Raw genomic sequence first — 19,157 nt, 5'->3', positions numbered from 1 at the left:
TATCCCGTGACCTCTCGTCTCCTCGGCCACGTCAGTCTCGGCCGCGCCGTCCTCTCGCTGAGCCTGTGCGGCGCGGCCGGGGGCGGACTGGTCGCCGGGCTGGTCATGCCCTTCGTGGGCGGGGCCGGTCTGGCGGCCAAGCGTGCCGCGTCCGCGTTCATCGAGCTGCCCGCGCCGCTGCGTGAGGAGCCGCTGCCCGAGATGACGCGGCTGCTCGACCGCGACGGCCGGCAGATCGCGCAGTTCTACTACCAGAACCGGCAGTCGGTGCCGCTGAGCATGGTCGCCCCGGTCATGCGGCAGGCCATCGTGGCCATCGAGGACTCCCGGTTCTACGAGCACGGCGGACTGGACCTCAAGGGCACGCTGCGGGCTCTCGTCACCAACACCCAGGCGGGCGGCATCCGGCAGGGCGGCTCGTCCATCAGCCAGCAGCTCGTCAAGAACATCATGCTCAACCAGGCCGAGACGGAGCAGGAGCGGGCGCAGGCCCTCGTACGCACCTTCCGCCGCAAACTGGACGAGCTGCGGTACGCGCTGGCGCTGGAACGCAAGTACACCAAGGACCAGATCCTGGAGCGCTACCTCAACATCGCGTACTTCGGCGCGGGCGCCTTCGGGGTCCAGGCGGCGGCCCGGCGGTTCTTCGGGGTCGACGCCGCCGACCTCACGCTGACGCAGGCGGCGACGCTGGCCGGCGCCGTGCGCACGCCGTACGACACGGACCCCTCCCTGGGCGACGACCACAGAGACCGGCTGCGCGCCCGGCGCGACCTCGTCCTGAGCCGGATGGCCGAGCTCGGGCTGGTCGCCCGGGACCGGGCCCGCGACGCGGCGGCCACGCCGCTGGCGCTGCACCTGCGTCCCGAGCCCGGCGGCTGCGCGGGCAGCGCCTACCCCTTCTTCTGCGTGTACGTCGAGCGGGAGGTGCTGACGAACCCGGCGTTCGGCTACACCAGGGCCGACCGGGAACGACGCCTCCAGCGGGGCGGCCTCACGATCTGGACGACCATCGACCCGGCCGCGCAGCGGGCCGCGGACCGGGCCGTCACCGCGCGGGTCAGCCCACGCGACAACCAGGTGGCGTCGGAGACGATGATCGAGCCGGGCACCGGGCGCATCCGCGCCATGGCCGTGAGCAAGCGGTACGGGCGCAACCCGCACGACCGCGACCTCGGGCGCAACACCACCTACAACCTCGCGGCCGACGTCGCGCACGGCGGCGGGCTCGGCCTCCAGGCGGGTTCGACGTTCAAGGTGTTCACGCTGGCCACCGCGCTGAAGCAGGGGATGCGGTTCGGTGACGGCTTCACCATCCCCGGCTCGTACGTCCCCTCGTACGGCTACCGCGACTGCTCGGGCAGGGCGGTGAACGACCCCCACACGGTCATCCACAACGCCGGCGGAGAGGGCGGCGGCGGGCCGTACAGCCTGGAGATGGGCACCTGGCAGTCGGTCAACATCTTCTACATGCGGCTGGAGCGCGAGGTGGGGCTGTGCGACGTGGTCACGACGGCCCGATCGCTCGGCATCCGGCGGGCGGACGGCACGCCGCTCCGCGAGGTGCCGACCTTCACGCTGGGCGCCAACGAGATGGACCCCACGACCGTGGCGGCGGCGTACGCGGCGCTGGCCGCCCGTGGCCTCTACTGCAGGCCGATGGCCATCGCGGCGGTCGTGGAGCACGACGGCACCCGGACCGAGGTGCCGCCCGCCTGCGTGACCGCGCTGGAGCCGGCCGTCGCCGACGCGGTGAGCCACGTGCTCACGGGAGTGTTCAGCAAGGGCACGATGCGCGGCCAGTCCATCGGCCGCCCGGCCGCGGGCAAGACGGGCACGAACAACGGCTACACCTCGGCCTGGTTCGCGGGCTACACGCCCGGCCTGGCCGCCGCCGTCAGCGTCGGCGACATCCGCGGCTCCTACCGCTACCCGCTCACCGGCGTCACCATCGGCGGCCGGTACTACGGCGCCGTGCAGGGCGCCTCGCTGCCCGGCCCGATCTGGGTGGACTCCATGCGCGCCGCCCTGCGGGGCACCCCGGCGTACGACTTCACCCCGCCGGACATGTCCCGGTTCGGCGGCGGCTTCACGCCGGGTCTGAAGGAGGCGCTGGAGAAGCAACGCAAGAAGCAGAAGGAGAAAAAGAAGCGGGAGGCCGAACACCGGCGGCACGACGACGACGCGGCGTCCCAAGCGGGCGGTACGGCCTCCGGCGGCGCGGGGAGCCGGGCGACCCCCGCGCCCGTAAACGGCGGCCACCCTCTCGCCGCCGGACCCGGAAGGCTCCCCTTCGCCGCCGGAGGCGGCCGGATTCCCTTGGCCGCGGGAGGAGGCCGGGCCGTCCCCGCCGTCACCACGATGCGCTTCCCCACGGCCGGCCACGATTTCTCCCACACCTTCGCCCGGGTCTTCGGCCCTGACGTCGCCCGGACCTTCGCCCGCGTTCTGGGCCACAACCCGCCGGTCGCCTCCGCGGCCCGTACGCCCGGCCGCACGCCCGGCCGTACGGGTTCGCGCGGCGCACCGGCGGCCACCGGCAGGACGAGTGGCAGTGCGGAAGCCAGGACGGGAGCCAGGAGGGACGGCAGAGCGCGGGGCAGGACGGGTGGCAGGACGAGCCGCGCCCACGCCGCGTCTCCGCGAAGCGCCCGGCGAAGCAGGCACTGAACGCTCAGCGGCACCCCTGAAGCACGCACGAAGCAGCCACGAAGCAGCCACGGAGCAACCACGGAGCAACCACCACAGCAGCCACCACAGCAGGCGGCGGAAAGCCGACGAGCCATCGACCCGAACGCTCCGGCCCGACGATGATGGAAGCATGCGCGGACGTGTTCTCACATGGGCCGGCGGGATCGCCGCGCTCGTCGCCGGTGCGGCGCTCGCCGTGTACCTCTCCTCGGTCGGCCTGGACAACGCCGACAAACTGGCGAGCGTGATCGGGCTCTTCGTCGGTCTCGTCAGCCTGGCCGTCGGAGTCTGGGGGCTGCTGCTGACCCGCCGGGAGCATGCGCGCACCCCGGCGAGCGGCACGGGCGCTCCGGGGAACGACGCCGCGAACAGAGCTGCCGCCGCAACCGGGACCCGCACTGGGACCGGCACTGGAACCGGCACTGGAACCGGCACCGAGACAGGCACAGTGAGCAGCGGAGTTCACAACGAGATCAGTGGCGGCACGTTCCACGGCCCGGTCGTCCAAGGGCACACGATCACCGGACCGGCCGTCTCCGGTCCAGGCCCGGCCGCTCCCCGCGAGCGCGAGCGAAAGGACTGAACGCGTGGCGGCCACCCGCAACACGATCAGTGGCGGCCTATTCCTCAACACGGTGATCCAGGGCCACACCATCACGGTTCAGCTTCCGCCAGAGGTGACCCCGGCGCTGTCCGGCGCGCCCTTGCCGACACAGGGGTTCACGGGCAGGGACACCGAGCTGGCCGCGCTACTCGACGTGCTCGGCCCGCCCGAGAGCCCCAACTCCGCAGAGGCCAGTACCGGGGACGTCAGCACCGGGGGCGCGAGTTCCGGAGAGGGCGCTGCCGGTACGGGTGACGAGCAGCTCCGTCCGCGCATCGCCCTCGTCACGGGCCTCGGCGGCGCCGGCAAGACGGAGCTCGCCCTGCAGGCCGCGCACCTCGCGCGAGAGCGCGGCTGGTTTCCCGGCGGCGTGCTGTTCACCGACCTACACGGCTACATCGACCCCTACGACCACGACCACAACGCCGACCACGACCAGAGCGCCGACCACGGCCGCGACCACGGCGACCAGGGTGGGGCGCGGCCGGGCCGGGTGCTTGGAGGGCTGCTGCGGGCGCTGGGCCTGGATCCCGGACGCATCCCTCCGGACATCCAGGACCGGGCCCGGCTGTTCGCGACGGTGCTGGACGCGTACGCCGGGGAGGGCCGCCCGATCCTGCTGGTCCTCGACAACGCCTCCTCGGCCGATCAGGTGCGGCCGCTGCTGCCCGGCACCGGGAAGGTGTTGGTCACCTCCCGGCACACGCTGGACGTGGGCGCGCGGGTCCTCGACCTCGGCATGCTCGCGCCCGGCGCGGCCGTGGATCTCCTGGCCCGGCGGCTCCGCCTGGCCCGGGGCGACGCCGACACCCGGGTCGCCCGCGAGCCCGCCGAGGCGGCGGACGTCGCCCGTCTGTGCGCCGGGCTTCCGCTGGCTCTGCGCATCGTCGCCGCGTTGCTCACCGCCGACCCGGCCCGTCCTCTGCACGCGATGGCGGAGGACCTGAAGGAGGAGGCCACCCGGCTCGACGAGCTCACGTACGAGGACCGTGCGGTGCGCGCCGCCTTCGAGCTGTCCTACCGCCGGCTCGGCGCGGAGGAGGCCAGGGTGTTCCGGCTGATGACCGCCTGCCCCGGCCCCGACTTGTCCACCGAGACGGCCGCCGTCGCCGCCGGCCTCGACGAGAGACCGGCCCGCCGCCTGCTGGAGTCCCTGCACCGCGCGCATCTCGTCGAGCGCGGCGACGCGTACGGCCGGTGGCGCATGCACGACCTCGTCCGCCTGTACGCCGGGGAGCGGGCACGCGACCGGTCCGGGCCCGACCGGCGGGACGAGGCGTTCGACCGGCTCCTCGGCCATTACTGCGCGCGGGCACCCGCCGCCGTGGCGTGGCTGACCTCGCCGGAGGAGCGTGCCCGGCAGAATTCGTCGTTCGCCTCGCGGGAGGAGGCGGTGGCGTGGCTGGACGCCGAGGCGCGGGTTCTCGTCGCGGCCGTCACCGCGGCTGCGGGGGGTGGCGACTGGGAACGGTCGCACGCGCTCGCGGTGAGCCTTCCCGCCTACTTCGAGTTCCGCCGGCGCACGGACGAGTGGCTCGCCATGGCGCCGGTCGCCCTGGACGCGGCCGGACGGCTGGGGCCACGCGCCGTGCTCGCGGTCGAGGCGGACCTGGGCAACGCCTATCGCCTCGCGGGGCGCTACGAGGACTCGGTCGCCCACCTGAAGACGGCCCTCGACCTGGCCGTCGACGAGCGGGCCAAAGGTCGGATCCTGCACAACCTCGGGCTGACGTACCTGCGGATGGGGTTACTGGTGAAGGCAGAGGACTGCCATCGCCGCGACCTGCGTATCTGCACCCTCGCGGGCGACCTGCGCGGCAGGGCGCACGCGGCCGTCGCACTGGGCGACACGCTGCGCGCGAGGCGGCGTCACGCGGAGGCGGCGAAGGTGCTGACCGAGGCCGTCACGCTGCTCCAGATTCTCGGCACCCGCGGACTGGGCCATCCCGCCGTCCTCATGCACGCGCGGACCAACCTCGCGCTCACCTACCTCGCGGGCCGTCCGAAGAGCACGCCGACGTACATCCTGTGGCAGTTGTGCGCCGCCCTGGCCACCGCCCGCGACCTCGACGACCGTCCCGCGCAGGCCATCATCTTCCTGAACCTCAGCACGGCGTACGCGAACAGGTGCGTGGTCTGCCACGGGCCGTCGGCCGTCGAGTGGGGCCGGCGGGCGGTCGCGCTCGCCGGGGAACTCGGCGACACCGAAACGCGGGCCAGGGCACTGTCGGCGCTCGGCCGTGCCGCCGGGGGCGAGGAGGGCAGGGACAGCATGGCCGAGGCGCTGGCCCTCTTCGAGAAGCTCGGCGCCAAGCGGGAGCTCCAGGCCGCACGGCGTGTGCTCTCCGACGCCGCACTTCCGCCGCCGGGCGACCATGCCTGCACGGAGGGCGAGGCCGACGTCCTGGTGCGCGACTGGCTGGACGACCTCCCCCACGCCGTGCTGCGCGGCGACGACGGACGGCTCGGCGAGTTTCTCATCCCCGGCTGCAACGTCGGCTGAACCCTCGCCGACTCGCGAGCCGGTTCCCTGGCATGTTCCCCGCCTGGTTCTCTGCCGGTTCCCTGGCCGCGTCCTCGGCTGAGGCGGCTACGGGGCGAGGCAGACCGGGCCGGGCACGTGCGGGGCGTACGCGTAGTGAGGGCTGCGGCACGAGGCGCTGTGCACGCCTCGCCGCCGAGGATCGGCTTCACCGCCTGGGACGGGGCCGCCGTCACCGACCACGTAGCGGATCCGGGTGCGAGCAGCGGGGCCCGGGCGCTCAGCCACGGTCCCGGTCCCGGTCCCGCTCCTCTTCGGCGGCGTGCAACCCCGCCTCGATCACCGCGTTCATGATCGGTGCGAGCCGCCGTACGCCGAGGCGGGGGGCGCGCCGCGCCATGCCCGCGACCAGGCGGCGCTCGCGCTCCATGTCCCGTCCCCGGAAGCCGCCGACGGGCTTGAGCCGCTGGATCCGCGCGGCCAGCAGGGCCCGTCGTTCGAGGAGGACGGCGAGAGCCGCGTCCACCCGGTCGATCTCTCCCCGGGCCTCGGTCAGGGTCCGCGGGGACTGCGGGCGCACGAGGGCAGCCAGGAGGGTCGCCGCCTCTCCGGCCGCCGCGCGTGCTTCGGGCGGCGCGGCGGGGTCGAGCAGCAGACCGTCCGCCCCCGCCGCGACGGCCGCGCCCGCGAGACCGCCGTCACGGCCCAGCGCCGCGAGCACCGGCCGTCCCGTCCGCTCCCGCGCGGCGCGCATGATCGCGAGGTCGGGCGCTGAGTGGAGGGCCGAATCAGGAGCCGCGTGGGCGACTGAGTCGGGAGCGAGGCCGAGTGCGAGGGCGGCGCCGGAGTTGGAATCGGAGGCGGAATCAGAGGCAGGGCCGGAGTCGGGGGCGGGTGCGAGATCGGACGGCGAAAGCTGGAACGGTGACAGGTGAGACGCGGTGCCGGCCGGTTCCGTGCGGCCCCCGCCCTCGCAGAGCACGATCGCCTCGTTGCCCTCGGCCGCGCAGTGGTCGGCGGCGGCCAGCCACTCCTCCAGCGTCACCGCACGCCCCCGCTGATCGTTCCCCCGCTGGATGATCACGGGCAGCCCGAGCCGGGCCGCGGCGCGGACGAGGCCGGGTTCGCGTGCCCAGGCCGGTCCGAGCACCACCGCGTCGGCGTGCCGGGCCACGGCGGGCAGGTCGGCGGCCGAGGAGGGCTCCACCAGCAGCGGCCCGGCCCAGCGCGCCCTCGCCTCACCAACCGCCCTCTCGGCCATCTCCGCAGCCGTCTCCGTTGCCGCCTCCGCGACCGCCTTGCCGGCGGGCCGGACAGACCGGGCCTCCGGTGAGTCACCGTCGGCGGGCAGACGCAGCCACCGGGCGTCCTCCCCGCCGATCACCACCACGGGGAGCCCGGGACCGATCACCAGGTCGCCGATCCGTACGGCGTCGCGGTCGAGCTGGGCTGCCTTCGACATGCGGGCTCCTCGCAGGCCGGGAAATTCTGATCAGAAAAAGCTCTGGCCAGGTGGTTCTGACAACGAAAAAGGCAGAGACGCTGGCGTCCCTGCCTCAAGCCGGCTCCGGATGGTCGCTAGCTCACGATCGCGACCGGCCCTCCCGGAACCGGCCTCGTAAACGAGCTGTACCTACCCATATCTAGGACCTTAGCAGCGAGGAACCACGACTCGAACCGATTTGTCTCGGATCTCGGGATCGCGAGCGCTAGGGGCGGTTGATCCCTTTGCCATCCGTGGGACGATTCATGGGTCCAGGAAGGGGTTCGGGTGGCGCGTGCGGAGAGCCGGCTCGTCGGAGGCCGGTACCAGTTGATGGAGCCGATCGGCCGGGGTGGCATGGGAGTGGTCTGGCGGGCCCACGACCAGTTGCTCGACCGCCCTGTCGCGGTCAAGGAGGTCCGCTACGACAGCGCCATGGGCGACGAGCTCAGCGACCTCAACCGCCGCACCATGCGCGAGGCGCGCGCCGCGGGGCGTCTGACCCATCCCAACGTGGTGGTCGTCCACGACGTGATCGAGGAGGACGACCGGCCCTGGATCATCATGCAGCTCGTGCAGTCCCGCTCGCTGGGGCAGGTGATCAGGGAGGACGGCCCGCTGTCCCCCGAGCGCACCGTCGAGTTCGGGCTGCAGATCCTCGACGCGCTGCGCGCCGCCCACCGCCAGGGCGTTCTGCACCGTGACGTGAAGCCGGAGAACGTGCTGCTCACCGATGACGGCCGGGTCGTCCTGACCGACTTCGGCATCGCCCGGCTCGAAGCCGACAACACGATGACCCGCACCGGCCTCGTCGGCACCCCCGCCTTCATCGCGCCCGAACGGCTCCGCGGCGAGGCCGCGCAGCGCGAGTCGGACCTGTGGTCGCTCGGCGCCACGCTCTACACCGCGGTGGAGGGCAGGCCCCCGCACGACCGGGGCATGGCGATGGCCACCATGCACGCCGTGCTGAACGAGGACCCCGCCCCGGCCCGCCGGGCGGGCGCGCTGGGCCCGGTGCTGATGCGCATGCTCGCCAAGGAGCCCGCCGACCGGCCCGGTTACGACGAACTCGCCCGCCAGCTCAAGCGGGCGGCGCGGGACCTCGCTCCGCCGCCGGCCCGGCCCGACGCGCCCGCCGAGCCCGTCTCCCCCGCCGCGCCGGTCTCCGCCCCCGGTTCCGCCTCCGCGCCCGGTTCCTCCTCCGCCCCCGCGGACGCCGCCTCTCCTGCCGCGCCGGGCTCCTCCGCCGCGCCTGCTTCGCCGCGGCCTGCGACGCCGGAGGCCTCCGAGCCCGCGAAGCCCCGGACGTCCGCGGCCGGGTCCGAGCCGGGCAGAGCGTCCCGGGGTGTGACGCCGTACCCTCCGGCCGCGTCCGCGCGGCGCGACGACCATTCCCCGGCGCCCAGCCGGAACGGCGACGGGCCGGAGGCCGGGCCCGGCCGGAGCGACGACGGCGCGGGACGTTCCGCGGCCGGCGACGCCGCGCGCCCGGGCGAGACCACCTCGCCCATCCCGGTCGTCCAGGACGACGGCTCCCCCGGCTCTGCCGAGCCCGCCGGGGGCAAGGAAGGTTCGGGCGAAGGAGCCTCGGACGAGCCGGGGCAGGCGGACGTGATGCCGGAGACCGGCGTGCAGGCCGCCCCGCCCACCCGTACGAAGCCCTCGGCGAGCCCGGCGACCGGCGGCCGGGACGAGGCCGGAAAGGGCGGCGGGGCCGCCGCGGGCCGGGGACGGCCCGAAGCGGAGGCCCGCGACGGCAGCACCAGGATCTCCCCCGCCGTCGGCGGGACCTCCACCCGGCGGCCCACCGGAAAGCCCGGCGGGGACGCCACGACCGACGCCTCGAAGAGGACCGCGTCCGGCGCGGCCGCGGCCACCGCAGGGAACGGCGCGAGCGACCGTCTTCGTACGGGCCCCATGGCGGGCACCGCAGCGGGCAACATGTCGGGGAACACGGCGGACACCAGGCGCGCGGGCGCCACGGCCGGCGGCGCCGCGGCCGGCGGCGCCTTCGGCGGGGCGCAGGAGTCACCCGCGGTGTTCGCCCAGGAAGAGCCCGTCTGGCACGACACCACCACGACGTCCGGGACGTTGCGCGCACCCGGCGGCCTGCTGAAGGCCGCGCTGATGCTCGTCGGCCTGGTGGTCATCGTGGGTGTCGCGGGCTACCTCGGCGTACGGGCGGGCAGGAGCGACTCGGAGGGCGACCGCTCCTCCGGGTCGGCCGCCACCCCCGCAGAAACGGGGAAGGGCACCAAGGAGCCCTCCGCCTCGGCGCCCCCCTCGGCCGCGCCGTCCTCCGCCGAGCCGTCCGCGTCCCCCTCGGAGGAGGCGACGGCCACGCCGTCTCCCGAGCCCTCCAAGAGCTCCGACGCCCCCGGGCCGGGGGACGTCCCGGACGGCTGGCACAAGTACAAGCACTCGAGCGGCTTCTCGCTCGCGCTGCCGAAGGGGTGGCACGTCGACGGCAGCGGCAACGGCGAGGTACGGTTCCGCGGCGACTCGCACACCTATCTGGAGGTTCACCACACCTCCACTCCCGAGTCGGACGCCCTGAAGGTCTGGCGGCGCGACGTGCCGGGGATGAGCCGGAACTTCCCCGGCTACAAACTCATCGCGATCCGAGAGGTCAAGGACTTCTGGAAGACCGCGGCCGACTGGGAGTTCACCTTCGGCGACAGTCGGTTCCGGTCACGCGTGATCGACCGCGGGTTCGTCACCGACAAGAACAACGGCTACGCGCTGCTCTTCAAGACCCAGGACGAGGGCTGGAAAAAGAAGAAGAAGACGTTCGAGACCATCGCCGCCACCTTCAAACCGAAGAAGTGACCGCCGGGTGCCTCCGCCCGGAAGCCGGGCGGAGGCGGGGCGGAGGCAGGGCGGTGGCCGGGCGATGACCGGGGTGTTCGGCGCCCGGCCACCGGCCGCCCTCGTCCACGGGAGGAGCGCGCCAGGCTGTCGTGGAGCGTGACGGCCGCGAAACGCACGATCGTGCCGGGCCCGCTCCAGGCGGGTGAACGCCTCCGGTCCGAGCCGGACGCCCCGAAGGTCTGGCGAAATGATGCGATCAGGGCTGGCCGACGTAGTCGACCACGACGGTCGCCGTACGGGCGGTCCAGCTGGTGGGCACGGGCGTGAACGTCACCTTCCCGGTGCCGTAGCACGGCAGCGTCGCGGTGACCGGGATCTCGGCCTTGACCCCGTAGTAGCCCAGCGTGAGCGCCCTCGAGACGGTCGACGGGTCGCCCAGGTCCACCGCGATCGTGGTGCCGCCGCTGCCGGTGTAGCCGGCGCTCGCCGCCGACGAGGAGATCGCGACTGGTCGCACCTCCACGGTCTGCCCGGCGAAGGGATGACCGGTCTGTCCTGGATATACCGGCCCGAAGCACGCCATCTTGATGGTCGCGTGGCCGGTCTCTCCGTTGACGAAACCGTAGAAGTACTGGTGGGGACGGACGGGAGCGGGATCGACGACCCCGGCCGAGGCGGGGAGCGCGGTGGCCGCCACGAGGGCGGCGGCGGCCAGGGGGACGAGGCGCGCTGCGGTGGTGCGGAACACGGGACCTCCGGCTGACATCAGGGACGGGGGCGTGCGACCCGCACGGTAGGCCGGTCCCTACGGCGGGTCAACGCTCCCGCTCCCCCGCCGGGCCGGGCGCTCGGGCGACGCGGCGGAACCGGTGAAAGGTTCACCCCGCCCCGAGGGCCGCCTCCGGGATCCGGCGCGACCGGCCCCGCGCCCGCCGCGGTGACGTGCTCAGCCCGCCTGGCGGGCCTGCTCCAGGTAGGCGACCAGACCGGCCATCCGCTCGGCCGGCCAGGGCAGGCTCCCTCCGATCTCCGCGCTGTTGTCCCGCCACATCCTGCGGGCCGCCGCCGCGGTCTCCGCGCCCGCGGGACCCTCCGGGTGGAACCGGCCCGCCAGCGCGTCCCAGCGGCGGACGAGGTCCCGGGCCCGCGGGTCGTCCGCGGGGATGCCGTCCTCCAGGTGCCGCAGGCCCTCCTCCACGAGGCCGGCCCACTCGCGTCTGGCGGCCTCGACGCCCTCGGGGCCCAGCGCTTCCCTGCGCTCCGCGAGCCGGCCGCGCTGCTCTTCGGTGAAATAGGTCTCGAACACTGACATGACCTCCAACGTCGTCATCAATCGATCCGGATCGGGGCCGTACGGGTCGCCGGTCTGCCGGAGCAGGTCACCGATGCGCCGCCGCAGCACGCCGATCCGCTCGGCGTGCTCGTCGAGCCTGCGCAACTGCTCCGCCAGCAGGGCGCGCAGCGACTCCGGGTCGTCCGCCGAGTCCGCGAGGACGTCCGCGACCTCCTCCAGCGACAGCCCGAGCCCGCGCAGCGCCCGTACTCGGTAGAGCCTGCGCAGGTCGCGTTCGGTGTACCGGCGATGCCCGGACGGCGTGCGCTCGCTCGCGACGAGCAGTCCTATCTCGTCGTAGTGGTACAGCGCGCGTACGGTCGTCCCGGTCGCCCGCGCCAGTTCTCCGATGGACCACCGTCGTCCGGCGTCGTCCTTCCCGCTCACGCCGGAAACGCTACGACCTCCCCCGACGGGAGGTTCAAGGCGAGAGGCCCGGTGATGCGGCCCGGATCGCGACGGGTCCCGGCCTTTCGCGAGCTGCGGACCGCCCCCGAAGCTCGCGGGCGCGGGCATGCCTACCGACTGGTGTACGCCCTGGTGGATCGAAGAGGCGCCGTCCGAGGTGTCACCACACGACGGCGTCGGGGCGGGTGAAGTGCCACAGCCTGTCGCTGGAGTTCTGGTCCTGGTCGAGGTAGATGTGGTCCCAGGTGCCGGAGGCCTCGTAGGTCTGCAGGGTTATCGCGAGCGAGGTGTTGGTACGCGGCCGCAGGCTGCCCCATTCGGTGTTGACGTTGGTCTCGGACACCTCGTCCCGGCGCGACCAGTCCTGGAGGGGCGAGCCGTCGCACGTCTTGACGACCAGCGTGTCTCCCGCGTTCGGGGCACCGGAGGCGGGCTGAAGACACTTGCCGGCCACCTCGTTCCTGATCACCAGGAAACCGTCGTCCTTCTCGACGATGGTCCAGCGGGCCGACCTGTGCTGGATGGTAGGGGCGCGCAGGGTGACAGCCCGGGTCCCTTCCGCGACCGCGTCGCCCGACAGTGACATGCGGCTGCCGTCCATCTTGTTGATGATCCGCATGTTGAAGCTGGTGGTGTCCGCGTGGGCGGCAGCCGGAAACACGACGAGGACGGCTGACGCGATGGTCGAGGTCATCAGCGCGGAGCACCTGATTTTCGGCATGGGCGTGTCTCCCTGTCTCTCAGTGAAGGCGCATGGACGGATCCTGTGGGCGGATCACTGAAGGCAGTCAATATCGGCCTCGGCTCGGATCGCGGTCTCAGGCCACAAAGGCGCGTGAAAGGCGTGATCAAGGTCCGGCGATCAGGGCGTGACGGCGTCCCCGGATAGGGGCGTCACCCGGCGTGTTGATCTTACTTACCGGGAGTGCGTGACTACGTTCTGCAGCTGTGCGTCTGTTCGACGCCTGAGTCATCCGTTCCGAATCGCCGGAAGAAGGACATGCACATTTTTCGCCTGGCTGGCGCTTTCGCCACGCTCGCAGTGGCTTCGACGTTCGTCGCCTCCGCTGCCTTCGCCCCCGCTCACGCCGGGGTGACGACCGCCGCCCGAGCCGCCGTACTGGAGCCGGATCCACCGGACGACAAGCCCTGCCCCAACGGGGAGCCGAAGCCCTGCGGCGCCTCCGGGCAGGACCGGGAGGGCGTCGACTCCGGGCGCGAGGACGCCAGGAAGGAGGCCGACGAGGCCAAGAAGGACATCGCCGCCGCCAAGGACAAGGCCGACCAGTGCCCTCCTGGGTCCGCGCAGGGCAAGCAGTGCATGCGCGACCTCATCGGCGACGACGCCGAGCAGCGAGAGGGCATGGCCGACGTCCGGAAGGAGCTCGACGCCTTCAAGCCCGCACCGACCGACAACGCCGCGTCGGCGCTGAACTCCACCTGTGACGCGTTCGCCGCGGAGCTTCCCGCCGCGTTCAAAGCCGCCGACGGTTCACCCTCGCTGACCGGCCTGTGCGAGTTGATGAACAAGTGAGCCTCATGACATCTCTGGCCCGGCGGACGCCGGTGCTGTCCGCCGTCGCCCTGATCACGTTCCTTCCGATGGCGGCGTCCGCCGGCTCGGAGCCGACCCTGCCGACCGCGCGGGCGTTCGACGGTGGCAGGCCGCTGCCGTCGGTGCGTCCGGTGACCGAGTACTGCGCCACGCACCCCGGGGCGTGCCGGTTCGCCGTGAACAAGGCCGGGTCCGGGGACTTCTACAGCGCCGTCAAGTCTCTGGGCAACGCCGCGATCAACTGCACCGACGACAACATCACCGTGACGCGTCAGATCACCCTGCGTACCGGCAGCAGCGACAACCTCGGCGGCGAGATCACCGGGAAGATCGCGGTGGAGGGCCAGCTCAACGCCTCCGGCGAGGTCTCCGCCGCGGTGAACGCCGAAGGCAGCGGCAGCTTCGACACGCCGAACAAGCAGCAGGGCCCCAGCGCGACCTTCGGCGCCAAGGCCGGTGCGAACGGCAGCGGCAAGGTGGGCGGCTCCCTGGGGCTCAAGGGCGCCTTCGAGGGCGCGTTCAAGCTCGCCTACCAGCACACCTGGACCAGCGAGCAGACCGAGTCGACCACTTACACCACCGTCGTCCGGCCCGGGGACGCCCTGGTGTTCGGCGCCAGCGCCGCCATGCAGCGCGTCGCCGGGACGATCACCGTGCCGAACGGCCTGCACATCCACAACGTCGTCGTCACCGGACCGTCGTCCGTCAACACCAGCACCTTCGTCGCCGAGACCTTCGTCGTGGGCGGAAACACCTGCGAGCAGGTGCATCCGCACGCCACGACCGCCGCGGACGACAACGTCAACCCGCCCCCCCGCCGCGTCGACGCGATGACGCCTCTTTCCGCCCTGCCGCCGGGGGCTCGGCTCAGAGAGCGGACCGTGCTTCCGTTCCGGCCGTCCTGACCGTCCCGCCAGCCCTCATCTATGGAGATCGACATGAATGTCATGCAGACCCGTGCCGGGATCGGCACGGTCCGGGCCGCCGGCCTCGCCGCGGCCCTCTGCCTCGGCCTGCCCGCGGCCGTCCAGCCCGCGTACGCCGACGCGCCAGGCGGTTCCGGCAGCGCGGGCAGCAGGCCGGTCGCGGTCGTCAACGGCGACTTCGTCCTCCCCGCCCTTCCCGGCGGCAGCGTGAACTGGGGACCGGTGCAGGGCTGGTCGGTGGGTTCGACCGCCGGATCCGGCACCGCCGCTGGGGTCGGGCGTTACGCGGGAGCGGACTCCGGACATCCGGACGGCAAGACCGCCGTCATGCTGCGCTTCCCGGCCGCCGCCTACGGCTTCAAACAGCGGCTGCGCGGGGTGCGCGCGGGCGCCCAGGTGACCGTCACCTTCGACGACAGCCCGGGAATCGCCGCCGCCTGCACACCGGCGTCGGTCGCCCAGGGCCAGTCGTACACGGTCGAGGGCGCCGGGGGCGAGGTCGGCGAGCGGACCACCGCCCCCGACCCGGACAAGAAGCTCAACACCCTCGGCAAGGGGGTGTGGCGCACCGGGCAGACCTACACCTTCACCGCCTCCGAGCACGAACCACTGCTCACCTTCACCTCGAAGGTGCCCGCCCCCGCCAACGCGGGCGGCAACTGCGGCCCGCTGATCGCCGACGTACGGGCGGTCCAGGTGCCGCCGCCGGTCGACAAGACCATTCCCAAGACCGGCCTGCCGCCCTCTCAGGCCTTCTACGGCAACGACGCGAGGCCGGTGGCCGAAGCGGTGAACTACTGCAGCGGCGCTCCGGGCAGGTGCGTCTTCAAGCCGGAGAGAGAGTATTCGTACGCGTACTACGAGCCGGCCCAGGTCAACGGTGACACCTACATCAACTGCACCCGCAACGCGCTGACCCGCACGCGCCCGGTCGCCTTCACCGGGCGCTCCTACGGGGACCTGCCCGCCACCGCGGGCCTTCCCGGCACCACGGGCACGCCGAGCAACATGGCCCATCAGTTCGCCGCCGGGACCGCGACCAATCCCGCCTGGGCCGCCAGGAGCGACCACACGGTGACCGAGGTTCTCCAGCCTTCGGAGGCCGCGTGGATCGAGACCCAGGCCGGCCGCCGGCGCACCGACGGCTGGTTCACATCCGATCCCGCTCCCGCGGACCCGAACACCGAGTGGCGCCTGTACACCGTGCTGGACTACCCGGCCACCGAACTGTCCGACCGCGTCTACCAGCGCACCGGCCCGATGACGGCGTCTGAGAAGCAGCGCTGCCAGGCCGACCGCCCCACGGCCTCCACGCCCGTCGGCATGAACAACCCCGCGGGCACCAACCGCTCGTCCTGAGCGTCACGGCGTAGCCGGCGCGCGCCGGCTACGCCGCCGAAGCCCTCGCCCTCCACCGGGCGCGTGAACCGCTCCCGGCGTCAGGTCAGGGGCCGTGCCTGGCTAGACTGCGGCTGCACGCAGGTCGCGGCCCGGCACGAAAGGCTCAAGGCGATGCTCGACCGCGACACCGTCGCACTCGACGACCCGGTCGCCGAGTCGCTCCGCGGCCGTCACGCGCACCTGGCCCGCCGGCTCGGCCGGGCGGCCGGTTACCTGCCGGAAGTCGCCAGCTTCTCCACGGTGTCCGCCGACCCTGACCCGGCGGAGTGGGACGACCTCGCGCGCCTGCTCGGTCGCGGCGGGTTCGCCGACCTGTTCAGCTGCCCGGCGACCCCGCCTGCCGACTGGGAACCGATCTTCGCTCTCGACGGCCTCCAGATGGTCTTTCTCGCGCCCGGTGCGACCGGCCGCGCCGGGCGCGCCGACGTCACCCACGTCGCCCACGTCGAGCCGGGTTCGGAGCTGGTCGAGCTGGGCGCCGACGACGTGCCGGAGATGCTCGATCTCACCGCGCGGACCCGGCCGGGGCCGTTCTGGCCCCGGACTCTCGAACTCGGCACCTATCTGGGCATCCGCGAGAACGGCGCCCTGGTCGCCATGGCGGGCGAACGGCTCCGTCCGCCCGGTTGGACCGAGATCAGCGCCGTCTGCACCGCCCCCGAGGCTCGTGGGCGGGGACATGCCTCCCGTCTGGTGGACGCCCTGGTCACCCACATCACCGCCCGGAACGATCGACCGTTCCTCCACGTGGCCGAGGCCAACACGTCCGCGATCGCGCTCTACGAGCGGCTCGGCTTCGCGTTCCGGAAGCGCGTGACGTTCCGCGGCTTCCGGACCCCGTGATCCCGTAGCCGATCGCCGGGGCCGGGGCGTCAGCGGGAGTAGTGCTCGACCACGAGCTGCTCGTCCACCGGAACCACGATCTCCTCGCGCGCGGGGCGCCGCAGCAGGGTGAAGCGCAGCCCGCGGTGGTCGACGTCCAGATAGGGAGCGGTCCGCTCGTCGGCGTACGTGCCCTCGGCGGCGGCGACGAACGGCTGCATCCTGGCCGACCGGTCCCGTACGGTCACCGACTGGCCCGGCTTCACCTGGTAGCTGGGGATGTCCACCTTGCGGCCGTCGACCGCGATGTGCCCGTGGTTCACGTACTGCCGGGCGGCGTAGATCGACGGCGCGAGCCCGGCCCGCAGGACGAGGGAGGCGAGCCGGGTCTCCAGGAGCGCCACCAGTTCCTCTCCGGACCGGCCGGGACGGCGGACGGCGAGGTCCCAGTAGCGGCGGAGCTGACGTTCGGACACGTCGTAGTACCAGCGGAGCTTCTGCTTCTCCAGCAGCCGCATGCCGTAGTCGCCGGTGTTCCGGCGGTTGGTCTTGCGGCCGTGCTCGCCGGGCGGGTAGGGCCGGGCCTCGAAGTACTTCACCGCCTTCCGGGTGAGCGGAACGCCCGCCCGTCGCGACAGCCGCACCTTCGGTCCCGTGTAACGCATGACACCCTCTTTCCAAGTTAGGCAACCCTTACTAAGGTGAGCCTAACCTATATTGAAGGAGCCACCCATGCGGCATCCCGTCACCGCTCCCCCGGTCCCCGAGCGCGTCCGCACCCTCGCGGCCCTGTCGGCGCCGACGCATGTCTCGGTCGCCGGGTCGGAGGTGCCCACGGCCGCCGCCCGCGGCGGCGTGGACGGCAGGGGGCGGCCGGTCCTGCTGGTGAAGCCGGGCGAGGTCCTGTACGGCGCGCCGGCCGAGACCCTGGTGACGGTCGACCTCTCCGCGACCAGGGAGGTCGGCGGGGTCGAGCGGCACCGCGCCCTGCTCAAGGTGCGGGGCTGGACGCAGCCCGTTCCCGCGGCGCAGGCCCGCGCCGCCGCCGTCGCCATCGCGGAGTCCTGCCCCGACGAGGACCTGTTCGCGGCCGTCGAGGGCGGCGCTCCCGCGCTGCTGCGCGTCGACGTCTGCCACGTGATCTATCTGACCGGCGGCGAGTCGGGCGTCCTCGACGCCGAGACGTACCTCGCCTCGGCCCCCGACCCGTTGCTCCCGCCCGCCGAGCGCATGGTGCGTCACGTCAACGAGTCCCACTCGGAGCCGCTCAAGGAGGCGGCGGAGAGGCTGACGGGGGAGGCGGCCCACGACGAGGTGTGGCTGTGGGAGCTGGACCGCTACGGCGCCACTCTGCGCCTGGGGCCCGGCCACCTCGTCCGGGCCCCCTGGCCGGCGCCCGTCGCGACGCCCGAGGCGCTCGAACAGGCCCTGGCCTGTCTGCTGTCGCGATGAGATCACCGGGCAGACACCGGTACGGCCCGGTGAAAGTTGCATCTCCATACGAAATCGACCGCAGGTCAGCGGGTTGCAGGGGGCCTTCTCGTTGACCGTGCGGGGCGGCGGGGAACAGGATGCGGCTCGATCTGCGCCCGGCACGGGCGACAGCGCGATCGCTCGAAGGAGCTCCCCAATGCACGCCTCGCTCACAGGCCGGCGGCGCGTCGGACTGGCCCTGCTGACGTCCGCGGCGCTCGCCGCCGCGTCGGTCACGGCCGTCACCGTCGCACCCGCGTCGGCCGCGACCTCCGCCACCGTGACGGTGAACACCGGCACGAGTCTGGGCACGATCCCCGCCGCCGGGCACGGGGTCAACGTCGCCGTCTACGACGGGAACATGAACAGCGCCCCCATCGCGGGCCTGCTGCGCGACGCCGGTTTCACCGCCGTCCGCTATCCCGGCGGGTCGTACGGCGACATCTACCATTGGAAGACCAACACCGCCGACGGCGGCTACGTGGCGCCGAACACCGACTTCGACACCTACATGGGCACGGTGCGCTCGGCCGGCGCGCAGCCGGTGATCATCGCGAACTACGGCACGGGCACCGCCCAGGAGGCCGCCGACTGGGTGCGGTACGCCAACGTCACCAAGGGGTACGGCGTCAAGTACTGGGAGATCGGCAACGAGGTCTACGGCAACGGCCACTACGGCTCGGGCTGGGAGCAGGACAACCACTCCGACAAGAGCCCCAAGGCGTACGCGAACAACGTGCTGCAGTACATCTCGGCGATGAAGGCCGTCGACTCCTCCATCAAGGTCGGCGTGGTGCTCACCACCCCGGGCGGCTGGCCGGACGGCATCGTCGGCTCCGGCGACAGCGCGGACTGGAACAACACGGTCATGTCGATCGTGAAGGACAAGGCCGACTTCGTCATCGTCCACTGGTACCCGGGCGCGACCTCGGCCGCCGACAGCCTCGGCAAGGTCTCGCAGATCTCGACGATCACCGGCACGGTCCGCTCCCTGATCTCCAAGTACGCCGGGAGCAGGGCGTCGAGCATCGGCATCTCGGTCACCGAGCTGAACCCCAGCTATCAGCTCACCACCGCGACCGCGGCGCTGTTCGCCACCGACAGCTACCTGACGTGGTTCGAGAACGGCGCGATGAACCTCGACTGGTGGAACCTGCACAACGGGACC

General features: G+C 72.8%; 14 protein-coding genes. 9 read left to right on the top strand and 5 right to left on the bottom strand.

Going from position 1 to position 19,157, the window contains the following annotated elements:
* Positions 1-6: 6 nt before the first annotated feature.
* From HHX37_RS08850 to HHX37_RS37640, 3 genes are all read left to right on the top strand, one after another.
* Positions 7-2,670, top strand: a complete 2,664-nt coding sequence (locus HHX37_RS08850) for a transglycosylase domain-containing protein (RefSeq protein WP_310740315.1) — start codon at positions 7-9, stop codon at positions 2,668-2,670.
* 151 nt (positions 2,671-2,821) lie between these two features.
* Positions 2,822-3,274: a hypothetical protein gene (locus HHX37_RS08845; protein WP_182885103.1), complete on the top strand. Its 453-nt coding sequence runs from the start codon at positions 2,822-2,824 to the stop codon at positions 3,272-3,274.
* A gap of 4 nt (positions 3,275-3,278) precedes the next feature.
* On the top strand, positions 3,279-5,798 hold the full coding sequence (locus HHX37_RS37640) for a tetratricopeptide repeat protein (protein ID WP_182885102.1): 2,520 nt from the start codon (positions 3,279-3,281) through the stop codon (positions 5,796-5,798).
* A gap of 259 nt (positions 5,799-6,057) precedes the next feature.
* Here HHX37_RS37640 and HHX37_RS38140 read toward each other — a convergent pair whose 3' ends face one another.
* Entirely contained in the window at positions 6,058-7,239 is a 1,182-nt protein-coding gene (locus tag HHX37_RS38140) for a chorismate mutase (protein WP_182885101.1), read from the bottom strand.
* Between the two features lie 309 nt (positions 7,240-7,548).
* Here HHX37_RS38140 and HHX37_RS08830 point away from each other — a divergent pair, with 309 nt between their 5' ends.
* Entirely contained in the window at positions 7,549-10,089 is a 2,541-nt protein-coding gene (locus HHX37_RS08830; RefSeq protein WP_182885100.1) for a serine/threonine-protein kinase, read from the top strand.
* Between the two features lie 238 nt (positions 10,090-10,327).
* Here the strand turns inward: HHX37_RS08830 and HHX37_RS08825 are convergent, their stop codons facing one another.
* The 3 genes from HHX37_RS08825 to HHX37_RS08815 all read right to left on the bottom strand — a co-directional run bounded on the left by HHX37_RS08825 (position 10,328) and on the right by HHX37_RS08815 (position 12,533).
* A complete protein-coding gene (locus HHX37_RS08825) occupies positions 10,328-10,819 on the bottom strand; it encodes a hypothetical protein (protein WP_182879052.1) in 492 nt (163 codons plus the stop codon).
* Between the two features lie 198 nt (positions 10,820-11,017).
* The gene (locus HHX37_RS08820) at positions 11,018-11,791 is read right to left on the bottom strand and encodes a MerR family transcriptional regulator (protein WP_220502730.1); all 774 of its coding nucleotides are present in this window, start codon (positions 11,789-11,791) and stop codon (positions 11,018-11,020) included.
* A gap of 181 nt (positions 11,792-11,972) precedes the next feature.
* Entirely contained in the window at positions 11,973-12,533 is a 561-nt protein-coding gene (locus tag HHX37_RS08815; protein WP_182879054.1) for an RICIN domain-containing protein, read from the bottom strand.
* 321 nt (positions 12,534-12,854) lie between these two features.
* On the opposite strand from HHX37_RS08815, the gene HHX37_RS08810 reads away from it, so the two are divergent.
* From HHX37_RS08810 to HHX37_RS08795, 4 genes are all read left to right on the top strand, one after another.
* Positions 12,855-13,346: a hypothetical protein gene (locus HHX37_RS08810; RefSeq protein WP_182879055.1), complete on the top strand. Its 492-nt coding sequence runs from the start codon at positions 12,855-12,857 to the stop codon at positions 13,344-13,346.
* Between the two features lie 5 nt (positions 13,347-13,351).
* Positions 13,352-14,272, top strand: a complete 921-nt coding sequence (locus HHX37_RS08805; RefSeq protein ID WP_182885098.1) for a hypothetical protein — start codon at positions 13,352-13,354, stop codon at positions 14,270-14,272.
* 33 nt (positions 14,273-14,305) lie between these two features.
* Positions 14,306-15,652, top strand: a complete 1,347-nt coding sequence (locus HHX37_RS08800; RefSeq protein ID WP_182885097.1) for a hypothetical protein — start codon at positions 14,306-14,308, stop codon at positions 15,650-15,652.
* Between the two features lie 153 nt (positions 15,653-15,805).
* A complete protein-coding gene (locus HHX37_RS08795; RefSeq protein WP_182885096.1) occupies positions 15,806-16,537 on the top strand; it encodes a GNAT family N-acetyltransferase in 732 nt (243 codons plus the stop codon).
* A 29-nt stretch (positions 16,538-16,566) separates the two neighbouring features.
* On the opposite strand, the gene rpsD is transcribed toward HHX37_RS08795, so the two are convergent.
* Positions 16,567-17,181 (bottom strand): 30S ribosomal protein S4, encoded by a 615-nt coding sequence (gene rpsD / locus HHX37_RS08790; protein ID WP_182879059.1) that lies wholly within the window; start codon positions 17,179-17,181, stop codon positions 16,567-16,569.
* A 67-nt stretch (positions 17,182-17,248) separates the two neighbouring features.
* Between rpsD and HHX37_RS08785 the strand changes: the two genes are divergently transcribed.
* Positions 17,249-17,968 carry a DUF2470 domain-containing protein gene (locus HHX37_RS08785; RefSeq protein WP_182885095.1) on the top strand — a complete coding sequence of 240 codons (720 nt, stop codon included), beginning with the start codon at positions 17,249-17,251 and terminating at the stop codon, positions 17,966-17,968.
* Positions 17,969-19,157 lie beyond the last annotated feature (1,189 nt).

Source organism: Microbispora sp. H10885, from assembly GCF_014161415.1.
Taxonomy (GTDB): Bacteria; Actinomycetota; Actinomycetes; order Streptosporangiales; family Streptosporangiaceae; genus Microbispora; species Microbispora triticiradicis.
The sequence above is the reverse complement of the archived record's forward strand: the minus strand, read 5'-3'. Positions and strand labels throughout refer to the sequence as shown.

What these genes read in the sequence shown, in the direction of transcription:
- HHX37_RS08845 (WP_182885103.1), top strand. Translation starts at nt 2,822, where the DNA reads ATGCGCGGACGTGTTCTCACATGGGCCGGCGGGATCGCCGCGCTCGTC.
- HHX37_RS38140 (WP_182885101.1), bottom strand. Translation starts at nt 7,239, where the DNA reads ATGTCGAAGGCAGCCCAGCTCGACCGCGACGCCGTACGGATCGGCGAC.
- HHX37_RS08815 (WP_182879054.1), bottom strand. Translation starts at nt 12,533, where the DNA reads ATGCCGAAAATCAGGTGCTCCGCGCTGATGACCTCGACCATCGCGTCA.
- HHX37_RS08805 (WP_182885098.1), top strand. Translation starts at nt 13,352, where the DNA reads ATGACATCTCTGGCCCGGCGGACGCCGGTGCTGTCCGCCGTCGCCCTG.
- HHX37_RS08800 (WP_182885097.1), top strand. Translation starts at nt 14,306, where the DNA reads ATGAATGTCATGCAGACCCGTGCCGGGATCGGCACGGTCCGGGCCGCC.
- HHX37_RS08795 (WP_182885096.1), top strand. Translation starts at nt 15,806, where the DNA reads ATGCTCGACCGCGACACCGTCGCACTCGACGACCCGGTCGCCGAGTCG.
- rpsD (WP_182879059.1), bottom strand. Translation starts at nt 17,181, where the DNA reads ATGCGTTACACGGGACCGAAGGTGCGGCTGTCGCGACGGGCGGGCGTT.
- HHX37_RS08785 (WP_182885095.1), top strand. Translation starts at nt 17,249, where the DNA reads ATGCGGCATCCCGTCACCGCTCCCCCGGTCCCCGAGCGCGTCCGCACC.